The 17,215-nt window shown below is 68.6% G+C and carries 18 protein-coding genes; all 18 read left to right on the top strand.

What is annotated here, in order from left to right; genetic code table 11:
- The first annotated feature begins 10 nt into the window (after nt 1–10).
- Nucleotides 11–463, top strand: a complete 453-nt coding sequence (locus tag AC24FB_RS01635) for a universal stress protein (RefSeq protein WP_425713121.1) — start codon at nt 11–13, stop codon at nt 461–463.
- Nucleotides 460–1,701 (top strand): MFS transporter, encoded by a 1,242-nt coding sequence (locus AC24FB_RS01630; protein ID WP_425713122.1) that lies wholly within the window; start codon nt 460–462, stop codon nt 1,699–1,701. The genes AC24FB_RS01635 and AC24FB_RS01630 overlap by 4 nt, the downstream gene beginning before the upstream one ends.
- Before the next feature lie 144 nt (nt 1,702–1,845).
- On the top strand, nt 1,846–2,103 hold the full coding sequence (locus tag AC24FB_RS01625) for a hypothetical protein (protein WP_425713123.1): 258 nt from the start codon (nt 1,846–1,848) through the stop codon (nt 2,101–2,103).
- Nucleotides 2,100–2,948, top strand: coding sequence for a DODA-type extradiol aromatic ring-opening family dioxygenase (locus tag AC24FB_RS01620; RefSeq protein WP_425713124.1), 849 nt, complete (start codon nt 2,100–2,102; stop codon nt 2,946–2,948). Before AC24FB_RS01625 ends, AC24FB_RS01620 begins: the two co-directional genes overlap by 4 nt.
- Nucleotides 2,949–3,012: 64 nt before the next feature.
- Nucleotides 3,013–4,053, top strand: coding sequence for a dihydrodipicolinate synthase family protein (locus AC24FB_RS01615; protein WP_425713125.1), 1,041 nt, complete (start codon nt 3,013–3,015; stop codon nt 4,051–4,053).
- Between the two features lie 8 nt (nt 4,054–4,061).
- Nucleotides 4,062–5,393 (top strand): aromatic ring-hydroxylating oxygenase subunit alpha, encoded by a 1,332-nt coding sequence (locus AC24FB_RS01610; RefSeq protein ID WP_425713126.1) that lies wholly within the window; start codon nt 4,062–4,064, stop codon nt 5,391–5,393.
- A 29-nt stretch (nt 5,394–5,422) separates the two neighbouring features.
- Nucleotides 5,423–5,923, top strand: coding sequence for an aromatic-ring-hydroxylating dioxygenase subunit beta (locus tag AC24FB_RS01605; protein WP_425713127.1), 501 nt, complete (start codon nt 5,423–5,425; stop codon nt 5,921–5,923).
- A 13-nt stretch (nt 5,924–5,936) separates the two neighbouring features.
- The gene (locus AC24FB_RS01600) at nt 5,937–6,215 is read left to right on the top strand and encodes a hypothetical protein (protein WP_425713128.1); all 279 of its coding nucleotides are present in this window, start codon (nt 5,937–5,939) and stop codon (nt 6,213–6,215) included.
- Nucleotides 6,212–6,991 (top strand): SDR family NAD(P)-dependent oxidoreductase, encoded by a 780-nt coding sequence (locus AC24FB_RS01595; protein ID WP_425713129.1) that lies wholly within the window; start codon nt 6,212–6,214, stop codon nt 6,989–6,991. Before AC24FB_RS01600 ends, AC24FB_RS01595 begins: the two co-directional genes overlap by 4 nt.
- A 2-nt stretch (nt 6,992–6,993) precedes the next feature.
- Nucleotides 6,994–8,664, top strand: a complete 1,671-nt coding sequence (locus tag AC24FB_RS01590) for a thiamine pyrophosphate-binding protein (RefSeq protein ID WP_425713130.1) — start codon at nt 6,994–6,996, stop codon at nt 8,662–8,664.
- Between the two features lie 84 nt (nt 8,665–8,748).
- A complete protein-coding gene (locus AC24FB_RS01585) occupies nt 8,749–9,633 on the top strand; it encodes an amidohydrolase family protein (protein ID WP_425713131.1) in 885 nt (294 codons plus the stop codon).
- A 147-nt stretch (nt 9,634–9,780) separates the two neighbouring features.
- The gene (locus AC24FB_RS01580; protein WP_425713132.1) at nt 9,781–10,839 is read left to right on the top strand and encodes a TRAP transporter substrate-binding protein; all 1,059 of its coding nucleotides are present in this window, start codon (nt 9,781–9,783) and stop codon (nt 10,837–10,839) included.
- 51 nt (nt 10,840–10,890) lie between these two features.
- On the top strand, nt 10,891–11,955 hold the full coding sequence (locus AC24FB_RS01575) for a TRAP transporter substrate-binding protein (RefSeq protein ID WP_425713133.1): 1,065 nt from the start codon (nt 10,891–10,893) through the stop codon (nt 11,953–11,955).
- Between the two features lie 5 nt (nt 11,956–11,960).
- Nucleotides 11,961–12,467 carry a TRAP transporter small permease gene (locus AC24FB_RS01570; RefSeq protein WP_425713134.1) on the top strand — a complete coding sequence of 169 codons (507 nt, stop codon included), beginning with the start codon at nt 11,961–11,963 and terminating at the stop codon, nt 12,465–12,467.
- Between the two features lie 52 nt (nt 12,468–12,519).
- Nucleotides 12,520–13,812, top strand: a complete 1,293-nt coding sequence (locus AC24FB_RS01565) for a TRAP transporter large permease (RefSeq protein WP_425713135.1) — start codon at nt 12,520–12,522, stop codon at nt 13,810–13,812.
- 21 nt (nt 13,813–13,833) lie between these two features.
- Nucleotides 13,834–14,625: a crotonase/enoyl-CoA hydratase family protein gene (locus AC24FB_RS01560; protein WP_425713136.1), complete on the top strand. Its 792-nt coding sequence runs from the start codon at nt 13,834–13,836 to the stop codon at nt 14,623–14,625.
- Nucleotides 14,622–15,539, top strand: coding sequence for a 3-hydroxyacyl-CoA dehydrogenase NAD-binding domain-containing protein (locus AC24FB_RS01555; RefSeq protein ID WP_425713137.1), 918 nt, complete (start codon nt 14,622–14,624; stop codon nt 15,537–15,539). Before AC24FB_RS01560 ends, AC24FB_RS01555 begins: the two co-directional genes overlap by 4 nt.
- 18 nt (nt 15,540–15,557) lie before the next feature.
- Nucleotides 15,558–17,108, top strand: coding sequence for an o-succinylbenzoate--CoA ligase (menE, locus tag AC24FB_RS01550; protein WP_425713138.1), 1,551 nt, complete (start codon nt 15,558–15,560; stop codon nt 17,106–17,108).
- Nucleotides 17,109–17,215 lie beyond the last annotated feature (107 nt).

Here is a 17,215-nt window from a genome sequence, read left to right as displayed (position 1 = left end):
GGAGCCCGCCATGACCGTCGTCGTCGGATACGTCCCTACCGATGTGGGGCGAGCCGCCCTTCGCCGTGCAGCCCACGAGGCCGAGCTGCGGGGCTGGAAGCTCATCACCGTGTACACGGACACCATCGACAGCCAGTTCGACCAGGACGAGCAGGACGCACTGGCCGCCGAGCGCAAGGTGATCACCGACCACCTCGATACGATCGGCATCGAGCACGAGATGCGCAGGTTCACAGGCAAGCCGGCCGTGCGCGGCACCGATCCCTCACTGCCGGAACGTGGGATCGATCCGGGCGAGGACATCGTGGCTGTGGCACGGGAGAGCGGTGCCCGGCTCGTCGTGCTCGGGCTGCGTCGGCGCTCGCTCGTCGGCAAGCTCCTCATGGGCTCCAACGCCCAGAAGATCATGCAGAACGCCCCGTGCGCGGTCCTCGGCGTCCACGTGGATGACGTGACCGAGTGACGGACGGAGGTCGGCCGTCACCGACCGGCCTGCTCGGCGCCTTCATCGGGATCCTCCTGGTCGCGGCGACGCTTCGGGCACTCGTCACGCCTGTCGGCCCGATCCTGGGAACGCTCGAGGAAGAGACGGGCGTCGGACCTGCTGTCCTCGGCATCCTCACCGCTCTGCCTGTGATCGGCTTCGCGGTGGTGTCGCCGCTCGTGCACTCGATGTCCGGCCGACTCGGCGTCGAACGGACGGTGGTGCTCGGGCTGGCCCTCATCGTCGGGGGAGCGGTCCTCCGCTCGGCGACGGACTCGGCCGTGACCCTGCTGGCCGGTACCACCGTGCTCAGCGCGGGGGTCGCCGTCGGCAACGTCCTGGTCCCCGTGGTCACCAAACGGTACTTCCCGTCCCGCGCCCCCGACGTCACCGGCGCCTACATGGCCGTCCAGACGATCGTGGCGGCGCTCGCCGCCGGCCTGGTCGTCCCGCTCCACGCGCAGACCGGGTCGTGGCAGGTGGCGCTCGGCGCCTGGGGCATCCCCGGGATCGCCGCCCTGCTGTTCTGGCTGCCGCGGTTGCGCACGCCGGTGGAGAGAGTGATCCGCGAGAGATCGGTGGGCGGTTCCGTGCCGCGCTCGCCCTGGCGTACCGCCGTGGGTTGGCAGGTCGCGGGCTACTTCCTGTTGCAGTCCGGCGTCTTCTACCTGACGATCAACTGGCTGCCGAGCGTGACCGTGGACCTCGGATTCTCCGAGGCTCGTGCCGGTTGGCAGGTCTCGTGGCTCATGCTCGTGTCCATCGCGGCCAACGTCGCCGTGCCCCGACTCATGAACGTCGGGGGCGACCAGCGGTTCGTCGCCGTGCTCCTTCCGCTGCTGGTCCCGCTGCCGCTCGTGGGCCTCGTCGTGGCACCGGGGGCCGACCTGCTGTGGGTCGGGATCCTCGGGCTGTCCTCGGGCGGGTCGATGGTGCTCTCGCTCAGCCTCATCAGCCTGCGCAGCGCCGATCCCGACGCGGCCGCCAGGCTCTCCTCGATGGCGCAGACGGTCGCCTACAGCGGTGTCGCCGTCGTGCTCGTGCTGGCGAGCGTGATCCGGGACGTCGCGGGCCCCGGCACCCACATCCTCTGGCTGATGGGCGCACTGGGCGCCGGCCAGCTGCTCGTCGGTCTGCTCGTCGGTCGCGACCGTACGATCGCCCGCTCCGCCCAGCGGGACCGGACCCGTCGAGAAGGAATGGACCCGTTCGGGTAACTGTGGCGGATCCCGCACGCGCCATAGCCTCGCAGGAGCAGTCCGATCCACCGCCCGCACCGGGGCCCCGTCGCACGCCGGGAGCCCGACGCGGAGCGAACGGATCGATGCCCGGTTCGACGGAGAACAAGGAGGGAGCGGCAGATGTACAGCATGCACAAGCTGCTGTGGGACATCCGGAATGTCCCCGCGGTCAACCAGCGATTCCTCGCGGACGCCGACGAGGTCCTCGACGAGTACGAGGTCGAAGGCGAGCCCCGTCGGGCTCTCAAGGAGCTCGACTTCAAGGCGATGCACGAGCTCGGCTACAACCCCTACCTCATCTACTTCTGCGCGATCCAGCTCCAGGTGGACCGCGCCGACTACTACGCCCAGATCCGGGGCGAGAAGGAGCTGTCATGACGTCGAACAACGGACGCATCGCCGGGGCGTTCACGGCCTCGCACTCACCCGGCATCACCGGCTGGCCCGAGCGCCCGGACCAGACCAAGAAGGAGAAGGTCTACGCGGCCTACGACGAGGTCCGCCGGCGTATCGACGAGATCAACCCCGACGCGATCGTCGCGGTCTCCGTCGAGCACTTCACCAACTTCAGCTTCGCCAACCTGCCTGCCTTCGCGATCGCGACCGCCGACTCCTACCTCGGCCCGGTGACCAAGGAGATGGGCGAGTTCCTCAATGTCGAGCAGCACGAGTACCCGGGCAACGGCAAGCTGGGCCGCCACATCTACGAGTTCGCCCTCAAGGCCGACTTCGACCCGGCGCTCGTCGAGGGCGGGCTCGCGTTCGACGAGAACTTCTGCGTGCCCTTCAAGCTCATCGACCCCGAGTCGAAGTACCCGCTCGTGCCGATCATCGTCAACGGCGTCAACCCGCCGTGGCCGACCGCCCGCCGCAGCTACCACTTCGGCGAGATGATCAAGGCCGCCGTCGAGGCGCAGAGCGAGGTGCAGACGGTCGTCGTCGTCGGCACGGGCGGACTCTCCCACTGGGTCGGCCTGCCGGAGTCCGGCACCGTCAACGAGGAGTTCGACCGCGACTTCATCGAGCGCATCGAGTCCGGCGACCCGGAGCAGCTCAAGTCCTATTCGCCCGAGGACATCGACGCGGCCGGCAACGGCGCGCACGAGATCCGCACCTGGATCGTCGCCGCCGGCGCCGTCGGCGGCGCGCCGTTCGACGTCCTGGCCTACGAGCCGATCCCCGAGTGGCTCACCGGCACCTCCGTGGCTGCCGCCCGGGTCTGACCCGGGCATCCGACCTGACAGCACGCACCACCCCGCGCACCCCGCGCACGACCAAGGAGTACATGTGAGCAAGCTTCCCAAGGTGACTGGCGCCGACCTCCGTGGAGTCATGGCCTACCCCCCGACGCCCGCACTGCCCGGGGCGTCCGCCGTGGACGCCGTCGACACGGTCGACGTCGACGAGACGCAGCGGATGATCCAGAACCTCATCAGGGACGGCGTCGACGCGATCGCCACCAACGGCACGCTCGGAGAGATGGCGACGCTGACCCTCGACGAGTGGAAGACGTTCGCGCAGGCCGTCGTCGAGACCGCGAAGGCCGAGAACGACAACGTGCCGATCTTCGTCGGCGCCACCACGCTGAGCACCCGCGAGACCGTCTCGCGCATGAAGTACCTCGCCGAGATCGGCGCCACCGGGACCCTCCTCGGTCGCCCGATGTGGGGCAACATGGTCGGCCCCGTGATGGAGAAGTTCTACCGCGACGTCACCGAGGCGGTCCCCGAGCTCGCCGTGGTCGTCTACGACAACACGGCGGCGTTCGGCGGCATCATCCCCCGCCCCGTCTACAAGACGCTCGTCGAGCTCCCCCAGGTCGTGGCGGTGAAGTACGCCGGCGGCGCCTCGGTCGGCTTCCGCTACCACAACGACATGGCGCACACGGGGACGAGCTTCCCGCTCATGCCGATCGAGACCGACTGGTTCCCGGCCTGGGAGATGTACGGCGAGGACCTCGTCGGCATCGCCTGGTCCTCCACGACCGCCATGGGCCCCGGCCCGGTCCTTGCCCTGCGCGACGCCCTCCAGCAGGGCCGCACGGAGGATGCCCGCTGGCTGACCGAGCGGCTGCGCTGGGCGCACGAGCCGTTCATCGTCGGACAGGACTTCTTCGAGTTCGCGAAGTACAACATCCAGCTCGAGAAGATCCGCGTCAACGGTGCGGGCTACATGAACGTCGGCGAGAGCCGCGTGCCCTACACGGACGACTTCGTCCCCGAGGAGCACGTCCGCACCACCCAGGAGCACGTCAAGCGCTACCTCCAGATCGGCAAGGAGATCGAGGAGCGCCTGGGCGTGCCGCTGACCAAGCAGCCCACCAAGTAGGTGATGACATGACGACGGATTCGGTCGGCACGGACATCGAGGAGGTCCTGGAGCAGATCCGCACCGGGGTCCCCGAAGGACGACTGCCGTCCTACGTGTACAACGACCAGCAGATCTTCGACCTGGAGCAGGACAGAGTCTTCGCCAAGTCGTGGTGCTTCCTCGCGCACGAGACCGAGATCCCGAAGAACGGTGACTACGTCACGCGCTACATCGGGAACAACAACATCATCGTGGCGCGGGACGAGAAGGGCGAGATCCACGCGAGCTTCAACATGTGCCGGCACCGCGGCAACATGATGTGCAAGTCGGAGATGGGCAATGCGTCCCACTTCCGGTGCTCGTACCACGGCTGGGTGTACAAGAACTCCGGTCAGCTCATCGGCGTGCCCTACATGAAGGAGGGGTACGAGGGTCGGCTCAAGCGCAAGGAGTGGGGGCTGCTCCCCGTGCGTATCGAGACGTACGCGGGCCTGATCTTCGGATGCCTCGACCCCGACGTCGAGCCGCTCGAGGACTACCTCGGTGACTTCACCTTCTACCTCGACTTCTTCCTCAAGCAAGGGGTCGCAGGCAGCGAGGTGCACGGTCCGCCGGACCACTGGATCACCGAGACCGACTGGAAGATCGCGGCCGAGAACTTCGCGGGCGACGGCTACCACACGCCCGTGGCCCACCAGTTCGGCTTCAACCTTGGGTACTTTCCGTCCTCGGGTGCCACCCACTCGCAGGGGTGGGCGGCCAGCATCCCTGGCAAGGGACACGGGATCGGGCTCGGCCACTCGCCGAACTTCCCGCCCTTCGCCGGCTTCCCCGACGAGGTCGTGGAGAGCATGAAGAACGCGTGGACCGACGAGCAGATCGAGGTCTTCTCCCAGGTGCGCACCGGGGTAGGGACGATCTTCCCCAACCTCTCCTTCCTCATGCAGCCGTTCAGCCTCATCCCCGGCGAGGCCGGGGTCAGGTTCACGACGATGCGGCTCTACCACCCCATCGGTCCGGGCAGGACCGAGATGTACTCGTGGTGCCTCGTCCCCAAGGACGCGCCCCAGGCGTACAAGGACGAGGCATACCGGTGCTACACCCTGGCCTTCGCCCAGGCAGGCACGTTCGAGCAGGACGACCTCGAGAACTGGGCGCGGGTCACCCGGTCGGCGAAGTCGTCCATCCTGCGGCAGCGGAACGTGGAGTTCCCCTACATCATGGGGATGGAGTCGGAGCCTGACCCGGAGTTCGCGGGACCCGGCCATGTCGTCACGCCCTACGTCAACGACACCAACTTCAGGAACTTGTGGAGTCGGTGGTCGGACTACCTGACCGGACGGGCGTGGTCCAGGTGAACGCAGATGTCGAAGCTGGCAGGACACGCGTGGGGCCCGACACCGTGTTCGCGATCCAGGACTTCCTCAACCGTGAGGCCCTGGCACTCGACGAGCGGCGGTACCGGGACTGGCTGGAGTACCTCGCCGAGGACATCCGGTACGAGGTGCCCCTCCGGGTGACCCGGGAGGGGCTGGCGGAGTGGGAGGTCTCGCCGACTGCGCGGATCTTCGACGACGACAAGCAGACCCTGACGATCCGTGTCGAGCGCCTCGAGACGGACTTCGCCTGGGCCGAGCAGCCGCCGTCTCGGACCCGGCACTACGTGACGGGCATCGTCGTCGACCCGGGGGAGGTCGACGGCGAGTACCTGGTGCGGTCGAACTGCCTCATCTACCGGAGCCGGGGGGACAGCCCCGACCCGAACCTGTACTCGGTCGCACGCACCGACACGGTGCGGCGCACCGGGGACACGTTCGAGATCTCCCGGCGCTGGGCAGTCATCGACCAGTCGGTCATCAACGCACACAACCTCTCGATCTTCATCTGAGGGGAGGAGAGACATGAGCGAGAACCAGGGCACGCCCGACGCCGAGAACCCCGAGACCGGGGAGATGCTCGAGTATCCGCGCGACGGCGGGAACGACGGTCCGATCATCATCGCCAACGAGTTCGCCGACGTGGTGGTTCGCAAGGTCGAGACCCGCAACGGCATGCGGCTCGAGATCTGGTCGCCCAAGCGTGGCACCGCCGTCCGCTACGACGCGGTGGCACTGGACTGCCTGAGCTACCAGGAACCGGAGTTCATCACGTCGCTGCTGGCCCGGAACCCGGGAGCATGACACAGACCGCGACCGGACCCGCTGTCCTCGTGACGGGCGGCGGGTCCGGGATCGGTCGTGGGGTGACCGACCGATTCGTGGCCGACGGTGCGCGGGTCACCGTGCTCGAGCGGTCCGAGTCCAACGCCGCGAGGCTGCGGCAGGACCACGGTGACGCGGTACGCGTCGTGGTGGGTGACGCGGCGGACGCGGACACCGTCTCTCGCGCCGTGGACGAAGCCGGCGTGGACGGCGGTCTCGACCACCTCACCTGCTGCGTCGGAGTGTTCGACCAGTACGCCTCGATCCGTGAGCTGGACGCTGCCGCGCTGGAGCAGGCCGCCGTCGAGATCTGGCGCCTCAACGTCCTGACGACGCTGCTCGCGGTCAACGCCGCCTACCCGGCGCTGAGGGCACGCAGGGGTTCCGTCACCCTCACGTTGTCGGAGTCCGCGTTCCACCCCGTCGGTGGCGGCGTGCTGTACGGCAGCTCGAAGTGGGCGCTGCGCGGCGTCGTCGCCCACCTCGCCGCGGATCTTGCCCCCGAGGTCCGCGTCAACGGCGTCGCCCCGGGCGGCACCGGCGGCACGAGGTTCGGCGGGCTATCGACCCTCGACCAGACGTCGACGGCCGACCAGGACGCGAGCCGCGACGCGCGGATCGCCGCCGGCACGCTGCTGGGGCGCACGCCCACGCCGGCGGACCACGCCGGCGCCTATTCCTACCTCGCCGATGCCGCGCAGTCCGGCATCGTCACGGGGATCGTCATCAACACCGACGGTGGACGGAGACACTGACCATGAGTGCACACGGCAGGACACTGGTGTCCGAGGTCGTCGGCCAGACGCTCGCCGAGCTCGGCGTCTCACACGTCTTCGGCGTGGTCGGCAGCGGCAACTTCGAGGCGACCGAGGCGCTCGTCCGTGCCGGAGCGAGCTTCGTCGGCACCCGTCACGAGTCGGCCGCCACCGGCGCGGCCGACGCCTACTGGCGCACGAGCGGCGCGATCGCGGTGTGCACCGTCCACCAGGGTCCTGGACTGACCAACACGCTGACGGCCCTTGCCGATGCCGCCAAGGCACGGTCGGCACTCGTCGTCATCGCCGGTGCCACGTCGGCCGGCGCGACCCGGTCGAACTTCTACATCGACCAGGCGCGGCTCGTCGAGGCCGCAGGTGGGGTCGCCGAGCGCATCTACGGAGCCGCCACCGTCGCCCAGGACGTTCGCCGCGCCTACCGTCGCGCCCTGGTCGAGCGGCGGCCGGTCGTGCTCGACATGCCCCTCGACGTCCAGGGCGAGGTGATCGTGGGCCCCCTGCCGCCCTCGGCTCCCGTCGCACCGCTGCCGCGCACGGTCCCGGCAGCAGACTCTCTCGACGCGCTGGCCCGCGCCGTGCGCGCCGCGTCCCGACCGGTCATCGTCGCCGGCCGCGGCGCGTGGCAGTCCGGCGGGACAGAGCAGATCACCGATCTCGCCGAAGCCATCGGCGCGGCACTGGCGACGACCGCGCTCGCGAAGGGCATGTTCGCCGGTCACGCCCGGGACGTCGGCATCGCAGGAGGCTTCTCGGACCAGCCCGCCGTCGAGGCGCTCGAGAGCGCCGACCTCATCCTTGCGCTCGGCGCGTCCCTCACCACATGGACCACGCGCGGGGACACGATCTTCGACCACGCTCCCACCGTCGTCCAGGTCGACGACGACCCCGTGTCGCTGTCGCTCAACGACCACGTCGACCTCGAGGTGCTCGGCGACGTCCGCGAGACCGTGTCGGCGCTGCTCGAGACTCTGCGCGCGGAGGGAGCAGCGGCGACCGTCGTGGAGCCAGAACCCCGCGGGCTTCAGGAGCGCGAGGTCGATGCCGACGAGACCGCAGGCGCAGGGGACCGTGCGACCGACCGGCGCTGTCATCCGGGGGACATCACCTGCGCACTGGACGAGATCCTGCCCGCCGCGCGCACGCTGGTCGTCGACGGTGGGCACTTCATCGGGTGGCCGGTCCGGTGCATCGGAGTCCCCGACCCGGCCGGCTTCGTCTTCTCCAGCGCGGGCTTCCAGTCGATCGGACTCGGGATCGGTGCGGCGATCGGTGCCGCCGTCGCCCGCACCGACCGGCTCACGGTGCTCGCGGCAGGCGATGGCGGACTGCTCATGTCTCTTCCCGAGCTCGAGACCTTGTCGCGGCTCGACCACCCCGTCGCCGTCATCATCTACAACGACGCGGCCTACGGCGCCGAGGTCCATCACTTCCGCCGACTCGGGTCCGGCCTCGACCTCGTCCAGTTCCCCGAGACGGACTTCGCCTCCGTCGCTGCCACGCTCGGCCTGCGCAGCTCCGTGGTGCGCGGCACCGATGATCTCGCCGACTTCCGTTCCTGGTGCGGCGAACCGAACGGCGCCTACGTCCTCGACCTGCGCATCGATCCCGACGTCGTCGGCCCATGGGCGGAACAGGACTTCCTCGGGCACTGAGATCCGGTGCCGACGGAGCCGGCCGCACCCCATGCGGTCGACGCACCGGCACCTCCCACCCGCGACGACGAGGAGCAACTCACCGTGACCATTCGACGAGACGTCCGTGGCATCGACATCCACACGCACGTCATGCGATCGATCGGGCAGGAGGACACCCGGCTCAACCCCGCGGAGGAGGCGATCGCTGCGACCTTCCGAGGCGGGAGGTTCCTCGACCTCCTGGAGATGGCCGAGTACTACCGGCAGCGCAACCTCGCCCTCGTCGCCTTCACCGTCGACGACCGCACCCGTTCCGGGCAGCCCCCCGGAGTGTCTGCGGAGGAGATCGCGCTCGCCGTGGTGGAGCACGGTCTGGACGACGTCGTCATACCGTTCACCTCGGTCGACCCGCACCGAGGGGTCGAGGCTCTGCGGGATGTCGAGCGGCACGTGCGTGAGCTCGGCTGCCGCGGTGTCAAGCTGCACCCGAGCCAGCAGGGCTTCTACCCCGACGATCGCCAGTTCTACCCGCTGTACGAGACAATCACCGAGCTCGGCGTACCGATCATCGTCCACTCGGGGCAGACCGCGGTGGGCCGTGGTCAGCGGGGCGGGGGAGGGATCCGGCTGAAGTACTCCGACCCCATGAGACTCGACGACGTCGCGGTCGACCACCCGGATCTTGACATCGTCATCGCACACCCCTCCTTCCCGTGGCAGGACGAGGCGATCGCGGTCGCCCTCCACAAGCCCAACGTCTACATCGACCTCTCGGGCTGGGCGCCGAAGTACTTCCCCCCGCAGCTCGTCCGGTACGCCCGCACACAGCTTCAGGACAAGGTCCTGTTCGGCTCGGACTACCCGGCGATCACCCCGGACCGGTGGTTCGACGAGTTTGCGGCGTACGAACTGCCCGAGGACGTCTTCGACAAGATCGTGCGGCGCAATGCCGCGCGGCTGCTCGGTCTCGAGCTCGGCACGGACTGATGACTCCGCCCGTGCCGGCCAATCATGTCCCGTTGGACCTTTGACGAGAGAAAGTACCCGGTCGGGGCACATTCGCCACTGGCTTACCGAACTACCTTCAACTGCACCCCACAACGAGGTCGGGGCTGTCCACCTGAGGAGCACCGCATGAACGTTCGCCGTCGAACGACAGTGATCGCCGTAGCCATGCTCGGCTCCGGAGCTCTTGGCGCCTGCACCGGTAGCGGCGGCGGGAACGAGGGGTCCGGTGGCGAGGGAGGGGTCACCACCCTCCAGTACGCCTTCTTCGGTCCGGCGGGCTCGCACGCGGGCCAGCAGATGGAGGAGTGGGCCACCCTCGTCGAGGAGCGGACCGAGGGCCGTGTCGAGGTCGAGACGTTCCCGGGCGGCACGCTGCTCGGCGCCGGTGACATCTACGACGGTGTCACCGAGGGCGTCGTCGACGTGGGGCTCGACTCCCCGCACAACGACGCCTCGCGCTTCCCGCTCAGCTCCGTCCTCACCGTCCCGCTCGGGATCCCCGACGGTCGGGTCGGCAGCGCCGTCTACTACGACCTGATCGAGGAGTTCGAGCCGACCGAGTTCGACGGCTACCACGTCGTCACCGCCTTCACCGCCGAGCCGTCCTTCATCCAGTCCGTGTCGACCATCGAGTCGTACACCGACATGGCCGGCGCCGAGATGCGGGTGTCCGGGGCGACGGTCCCGCTCGCCGAGGCACTGGGCTACGTCCCGGTCGGTATGCCCATCCCGGAGGTCGCCGAGGCGCTCCAGACCAACGTCGTCGACGGTTACATCTCCTCGCGAGACGTGCTCCGTGACTTCGGGCTCGCCGAGTCGATCTCGACCGTCATCGAGTACCCCTTCGGCCTGGCCGGCACCTTCGTCGCCGTCATGGATCAGGAGGACTTCGACGCGCTGTCCGATCAGGACCAGGCGGTCATCGACGAGCTCAGCGCCGAGATGTCCCAGTTCGCGGCCGCCTACCAGGACGACGAGAGCGTCGCCGGCGCGATCGAGCACGCCGAGACCGAGTACGACGTGCAGTTCATCGAACCCACCGAGGAGGACGCGGCCGCCTTCGACGAGATCACGAGCCAGGTGCAGCAGGAATGGGTCGAGGCCCACGCGGGTGCCGACTTCGACGCCCAGGCGGTCCTCGACCGAGCGCTCGAGCTCGTGGCCGAGCACAGCGCGCAGCAGTAGTTCGACCTCCCACCATCCGTCACGTCCCTCGACGTCCCGAAGGAGCACATCATGAAGCGCAAGACCCTGAGCGCCACCCTTGCCGTCAGCGCCACCGCTCTGGTCCTCGCCGCCTGCACCGGTAGCGGCGGGGGCGGCGATGCCGCAGGCGGCGAGGACGAGGCGATCACGCTGTCGTACGCCTTCTTCGCCCCCGCCGCGTCGTTCCCCTCGATCCAGATGGAGGAGTGGGCGACCCAGATGAACGAGCGCACCGACGGTCAGGTCATTGTCGAGACCTTCCCCGGTGGCACCCTCCTCAGCGCCGGAGACATCTACGACGGCGTCAGTCAGGGCGTCGTCGACGTCGGGCTGGACTCTCCCGCCTACGACACGGAACGGTTCGCATTCTCCTCGGTCATCAACCAGCCGATCGGCATGGAGAACGCCCAGGTCGCCAGCGCGACCTTCCTCGATCTCCTTCTCGAGTACGAGCCCGCGGAGTTCGAGGACTACGTCATCATCACCGCCTTCACCACGGAGCCGGCCTACATCCAGTCCGAGAACCCGATCACCACCGCGGCCGACTTCGAAGGGGTGAGCCTGCGCAGCTCCGGTGCGGCCGTGCCCACCCTCGAGGCGTTCGGGGCCAACCCGGTCGGGCTGTCGATGGCCGACGTCGCCGAGAACCTGCAGACCGGTGTGGTCGACGGGTACATCTCCTCGCGCGAGGTCATGCGCGACTTCTCGCTCGCTGAGATGGTCAGCTACGTCACCGACTACCCGTTCGGCGTGTCCAACAGCTTCGTCGCCGTCATGGACCGTGAGGCTTTCGACGCCCTGCCTCAGGACGTCCAGGACACCATCCTCGAGCTGCGCGAGGAGATGAGCGTCTTTGCGTCCGAGCTTCACGACGGGGACAACGTCGCCGAGTCGCTGACGTTCGCCGAGGAGGAGCACGGCGTCGAGTTCGTCGACGTGGACGAGGCCGAGGCCGCCGAGTGGGACGAGATCATGAGCGGGCTGGCCGACGACTGGGTGGCAGCCAACGAGGGCGCGGACTTCGACGCCCAGGAGGTCCTCGACCGTATGCGCGAGCTGGCCGACGAGCACGCGGCCGAGCACGGAGAGGGCTGACCGCGATGAACGCCTTCGTCCTCCTCACCGAGCGGGTCAGTCGTGTCCTCGCCTGGGGCGCCGGCCTCGGGGTGGTCGCGATGCTTGCCGTCATCATCGGCAACTACGTGCTCCGACTCTTCGGCCAGCCGCTCGCGGGAACGTTCGAGCTCGTCTCGTTGTGCTCGATCATCGTCGGTGCACTGGCCCTGGGCGAGGCCCAGGTCTACAAGGCCCACGTCGCCATCGACATCGTCACCGTGCGGCTGCCCAAGAAGGTGCAGCTCGTCGTCGGAGCGATCGTGACGGTTGCCTCGATCGCGCTGATGGTCCAGGTCGTGCTCGCCCTGACCATCTACTCCTCGAACATGACCGCCTCGGGCGCGTCGACCGACTTCCTCAAGCTCCCGATCGGCGCGATCGTCTGGATCCTCGTCGTCGGCTTCGGCGGGCTCGTCCTCGCGCTGCTCGGCGACCTCGGGCGCGTCGTTCGCGCCTGGCGCGACCGCAGCCCCGAGCTGGACATCTGGTGAACCGCGGGCCAGGTCCCGCGTCCCACCCCGTACCTCCCCAAGGAGACCACTCGTGAGTCCCACGGTCATCGCCGTTCTCGGCATCGTCATCCTGCTCGGGATCCTCTTCCTCAGGCTCCCGGTCGCCTTCGCCATGCTCGCCGTCGGATTCTTCGGTTCCGTGACGCTCAGCGGCCAGGACGCGGCGCTCCAGCTCCTTGCCTCGGATCTGTACCGGCAGTTCTCGTCCTACACGATGGCCGTGGTCCCCCTCTTCATCCTCATGGGGCAGATCATCTTCCGGACCGGGATGAGCTCGAAGCTGTTCGATGCGGCGTACAAGTGGGTCGGCCACTTCAAGGGGGGAGTCGCTGCGACGACGGTGCTCGCGAGCATCGCGTTCTCCGCCGTGTCCGGGTCGAACTCTGCGGCGACCGCGACGATGGGCTCCGTCGCGCTGCCGGAGATGAAGAAGTACGACTACGACCCGCGGCTCGCCGGGGCGGCAGTTGCCGTCGGCGGCACGCTCGGCATCGTCATCCCACCGTCGACCGCGCTCATCATCATCGCGGTGCAGTCCGAGCAGTCCATCACCACCCTGTTCGGAGCCACGCTGCTGCCGGGGTTGCTGACGGGGCTCGCGCTGCTCATCACCGTCTTCGTGATCGCGGCGCTCAAGCCGGAGATGGGCCCGGCCGGCCCCAGGGCGACGTGGGGCGAGCGCTTCCGGTCCCTCGGCGGCGCCATCGAGGTGGGCATCCTGTTCACCGTCGCGATCGTCGGAATGTTCGCCGGCTTCTTCACTCCGACCGAGGCCGCAGCCGTCGGTGCTTTCGGTGCGATCGTCATCAGCCTGGTCACGCGCACGATGTCGCTCAAGCTGTTCTGGCAGTGCGTGATCGAGACGCTCCGCATCTCGGCGATGGTCATCCTGCTGGTCGCCAGCGCCATCGTGTTCGGTCGCTTCCTCGCCCTGAGCCGTGTGCCGTTCGAGCTCGCAGAGTGGGTCTCGGCCCTCCCCGTCGCCCCGACGGTGGTCGCCATCATCGTCATCGGCATCTACCTGCTCGGCGGTGCCCTCATGGACGCCCTCGGTTTCCTCGTCATCAGCATCCCGCTGCTGTTCCCAGTGATGACCGGCCTGGGATACGACATCGTGTGGGTGACGATCGTCCTCACGCTGGTGACCACGATCGGGGCGATCACACCACCGGTGGGCGTCAACGTGTTCATCACGGCTGGGCTCGACAAGACGCTGGACGTCGTCACCGTCTTCCGTGGGACGTTCCCCTTCCTCATCCCCTTCGGGCTGATGATCGCGCTCTTCTTCGTGTTCCCCGAGATCATCCTGTTCTCCGTCAGCTGAGACCTGAGGAGGTACGACGCCATGGCCGAGACTCTGCACCGGGAGCAGCACGGACGCGTGCTCGTCCTGACGATCGACCGACCCGCCAAGCGCAACGCGCTCGACCAGACCACTGCCTCGGCGATCGCCGACGCGGTGGGAGGTGCGCCGGACGACATCGGGTGCGTCGTCCTCGCGGCCAACGGTCCGCACTTCAGTGCTGGTCTCGATCTCAACGAGCTCCATGAGACCGACGCCGTCGGGGCACTGACCCACTCGAGGCGTTGGCACCGGTTGATGGACCAGGTGCAGTTCGGGGCGGTGCCTGTCGTCAGTGCGCTGCACGGCGCCGTCATCGGTGGGGGCTTCGAGGTCGCCGCAGCCACGCACGTCCGGGTGGCCGACACGTCGACCTACTTCGCTCTCCCCGAAGGGGCCCGGGGGATCTACGTCGGTGGCGGAGGAACAGCCCGTCTTCCGCGGCTCATGGGCACAGCCCTGATGACGGACATGATGCTCACCGGCCGCGTTCTCACTGCGGAGGAGGGGGAACGGGCCGGCATCGTCCAGTACCTCGTCGGCGAGGGGCAGGCGACCGAGAAGGCCATCAAGATCGCTGAGCGGATCGCCGGCAACGCGCGGATGACGAACTTCGCGCTCACCCAGATGTTGCCGCGGATGCACGACGCCGGCCAGGAGGCGGCGCTGGTGACCGAGTCGCTCATGGTGGCCGTCGCGCAGCAGGACACCGAGGCTCGGTCGAGGCTGGGCGACTTCCTGTCCGGTCGGTCCGAGCGGGTGCGCCCCGCGGGTGGCGGCGAGGAGGACGCGTGAGTGCCGGTTCCGTCGGCGTCGTCGGGACGGGGTTCATCGGCGCGAGCTGGACCACGCACTTCCTGGCCCGCGGGTACGACGTCCTGGCGTACGACGTCGCAGACGATGCCGAGGAGCGGCTGAGGGCCGGGGTCGGGAAGCGCTGGGACGCGGCCTGCCGGCTCGCGCCCGACCGAGATCGGGGCACGCTCTCCGTGGTCGGCGACCTCACCGAGGCCGTCGACGGCGTCATGCTCGTCCAGGAGAACCTGCCGGAGCATCTCGACCTCAAGCAGGAGGTGCTGAGTCACGCCGACGCAGCTGCGGCAGCCGAGGTGGTCATCGCCTCGAGCTCCTCCGCACTGCGGCCGACGGACCTGCAGGCGCACTGCGACCACCGCCCGGGGCGCGTCGTGGTCGGGCACCCGTTCGACCCGCCGCACATCGTGCCTCTCGTCGAGGTCGTGGGAGGAGAGGCGTCGAGCACCGCCGACGTGCGGCGTGCGCTCGATGCCTACACCGCGCTGGGCAAGCGGCCCATCCACGTGCGGGCCGAGCTGGTCGGCCACGTCGCCAACCGCCTCCAGGGTGCCCTGTGGCGCGAGGCCTACTCGCTGGTCGCCACCGGTGCCGTCTCGGTGGCCGACGTCGACACGGCGATCAGTGCCGGACCCGGCCTTCGCTGGGCCCAGTACGGCCCGTTCGTCAACCTGCATCTCTCCGGCGGCGAGGGGGGACTGGCCGACATCCACGACCGCATGGGTCCGACCATGGAGGCCATCTGGGCCGACCAGACCACGCCGACACTCGACGACGAGCTGCGCGCCCGTGTCGAGGAGGAAGCCGCCGCCGTCGTGGCGGACGGTGCGGAAGCAGTCCGCCGACGCCGCGAGGAGCTGCTCGTGCAGCTCCTGCGGATCCAGTCCGAGAGCTAGCAACGAGAGGGCAGCACCATGCGCGACGCAGGAGTGGGCTCGTGGCCCGCCCGCCAGGTTCGAGCCACCCCGGACAAGACCGCCATCCTCTTCGAGGGTGCCGAGCTCAGCTACCGCGAGCTCCACCGGCGCAGCGTGCGGCTCGCTCATGCGTTGCGTGCCAGGGGTGTCCGCCACGGAGACCGTGTCGCCTACCTCGGTCCGAACCACCCGGCGCTCGCCGAGACGTTCTTCGCGGTGACGATGCTCGGGGCCGTCATCGTCCCGCTCAACGTCCGCCTGGCCCCCTCCGAGCACTCCTACGTCCTGTCCGACTCGCGGGCCCAGGTAATCATCCACGACGGCGACCTGCGCGAGACCGTTGCCGCCCTCGACGACGACCTGCCGATCGAGCACCGGATCGCCGTCGGGGACCTGCCGGTCGATGGTGCAGAGCAGTTCGAGGAGGTCCTCGCGGGAGGTGCCGAGACCCCGATCGACGAACCCGTCACGCTCGAGGACGTCGCCATGATCCAGTACACATCGGGGACCACCGGACACCCCAAGGGCGTGATGATGACGCACGGCAACATCACGTGGAACTCGATCAACATGATGATCGACATCGACATCCGTACCGATGAGATCAGCCTGCTCGTCGCCCCGTTGTTCCACACCGCGGGGATGAACAACTGCTTCCTCACCACCGTCCTCAAGGGCGGTACCACCGTGATGATGCGCTCGTGGGAGGTCGATCTCGCCGTCGACCTCATCGAGCGCCACCGAGTGACGATGTTCCTCGGCGTGCCGACGATGTTCCAGGTTCTCGCGCAGTCTCACCGCTGGGCGGGCGCCGACTTCTCGTCGTTGCGCACGCTCCCGTGCGGATCGGCGCCCCTGCCGCGCGCGCTCATCGAGACCTACGCCGACAGGGGCCTGACCTTCCTCCAGGGGTACGGGATGACCGAGTCCTCGCCCAACGCGACCTTCCTGCGTGCGGACCGGGCGCTCGAGAAGGTCGGCTCCGCGGGGACGCCCTGCTTCTTCAGCGACCTCCGCATCGTCGATCCGCTCGGCAACGACGTACGTCAGGGCGAGAAGGGCGAGGTCATCCTCTCCGGTCCCAACGTCATGCGGGGGTACTGGGAGATGCCGGAAGCCTCCGCCGAGACGGTCGACGCCGACGGCTGGCTGCGATCCGGCGACGTGGCGATCCAGGACGAGGAAGGGTTCGTCTACATCGTCGACAGGCTGAAGAACATGATCATCTCGGGCGGCGAGAACATCTACCCGGCCGAGGTGGAGGATGCTCTGTTCCGCCATCCCGCCGTTGCCGACTGCGCCGTCGTCGGCGTTCCCGACGAACGCTGGGGGGAGGTCGGGCACGCGTACGTCGTGCTCGTCGACGGCGGGAGCGTCGACGGTGAGCAGCTCAAGGATTACCTGCGGGACAGGCTTGCCGCCTACAAGGTGCCGAGAACGTACGAGGTGCTCGATCGTCTGCCGCGGAACGCGTCCGGCAAGGTCGTCAAGAAGGACCTGCGCGAGCGCGCCGCGGGCACCGCCGGTTCCGGCCGCACCGGGTCCTGAGCGGGTGATCCGGCGGTGCGGAACGGGCCGAATTGACCCGGCTGGGTAATGGGCCGCTTCTCGTCGCCGACCTAGCATCGAACGCATCACAGGAGCCGTACCAGCGT

This window comes from Georgenia sp. Z1344, from assembly GCF_057652375.1.
The sequence above is the reverse complement of the archived record's forward strand: the minus strand, read 5'-3'. Positions and strand labels throughout refer to the sequence as shown.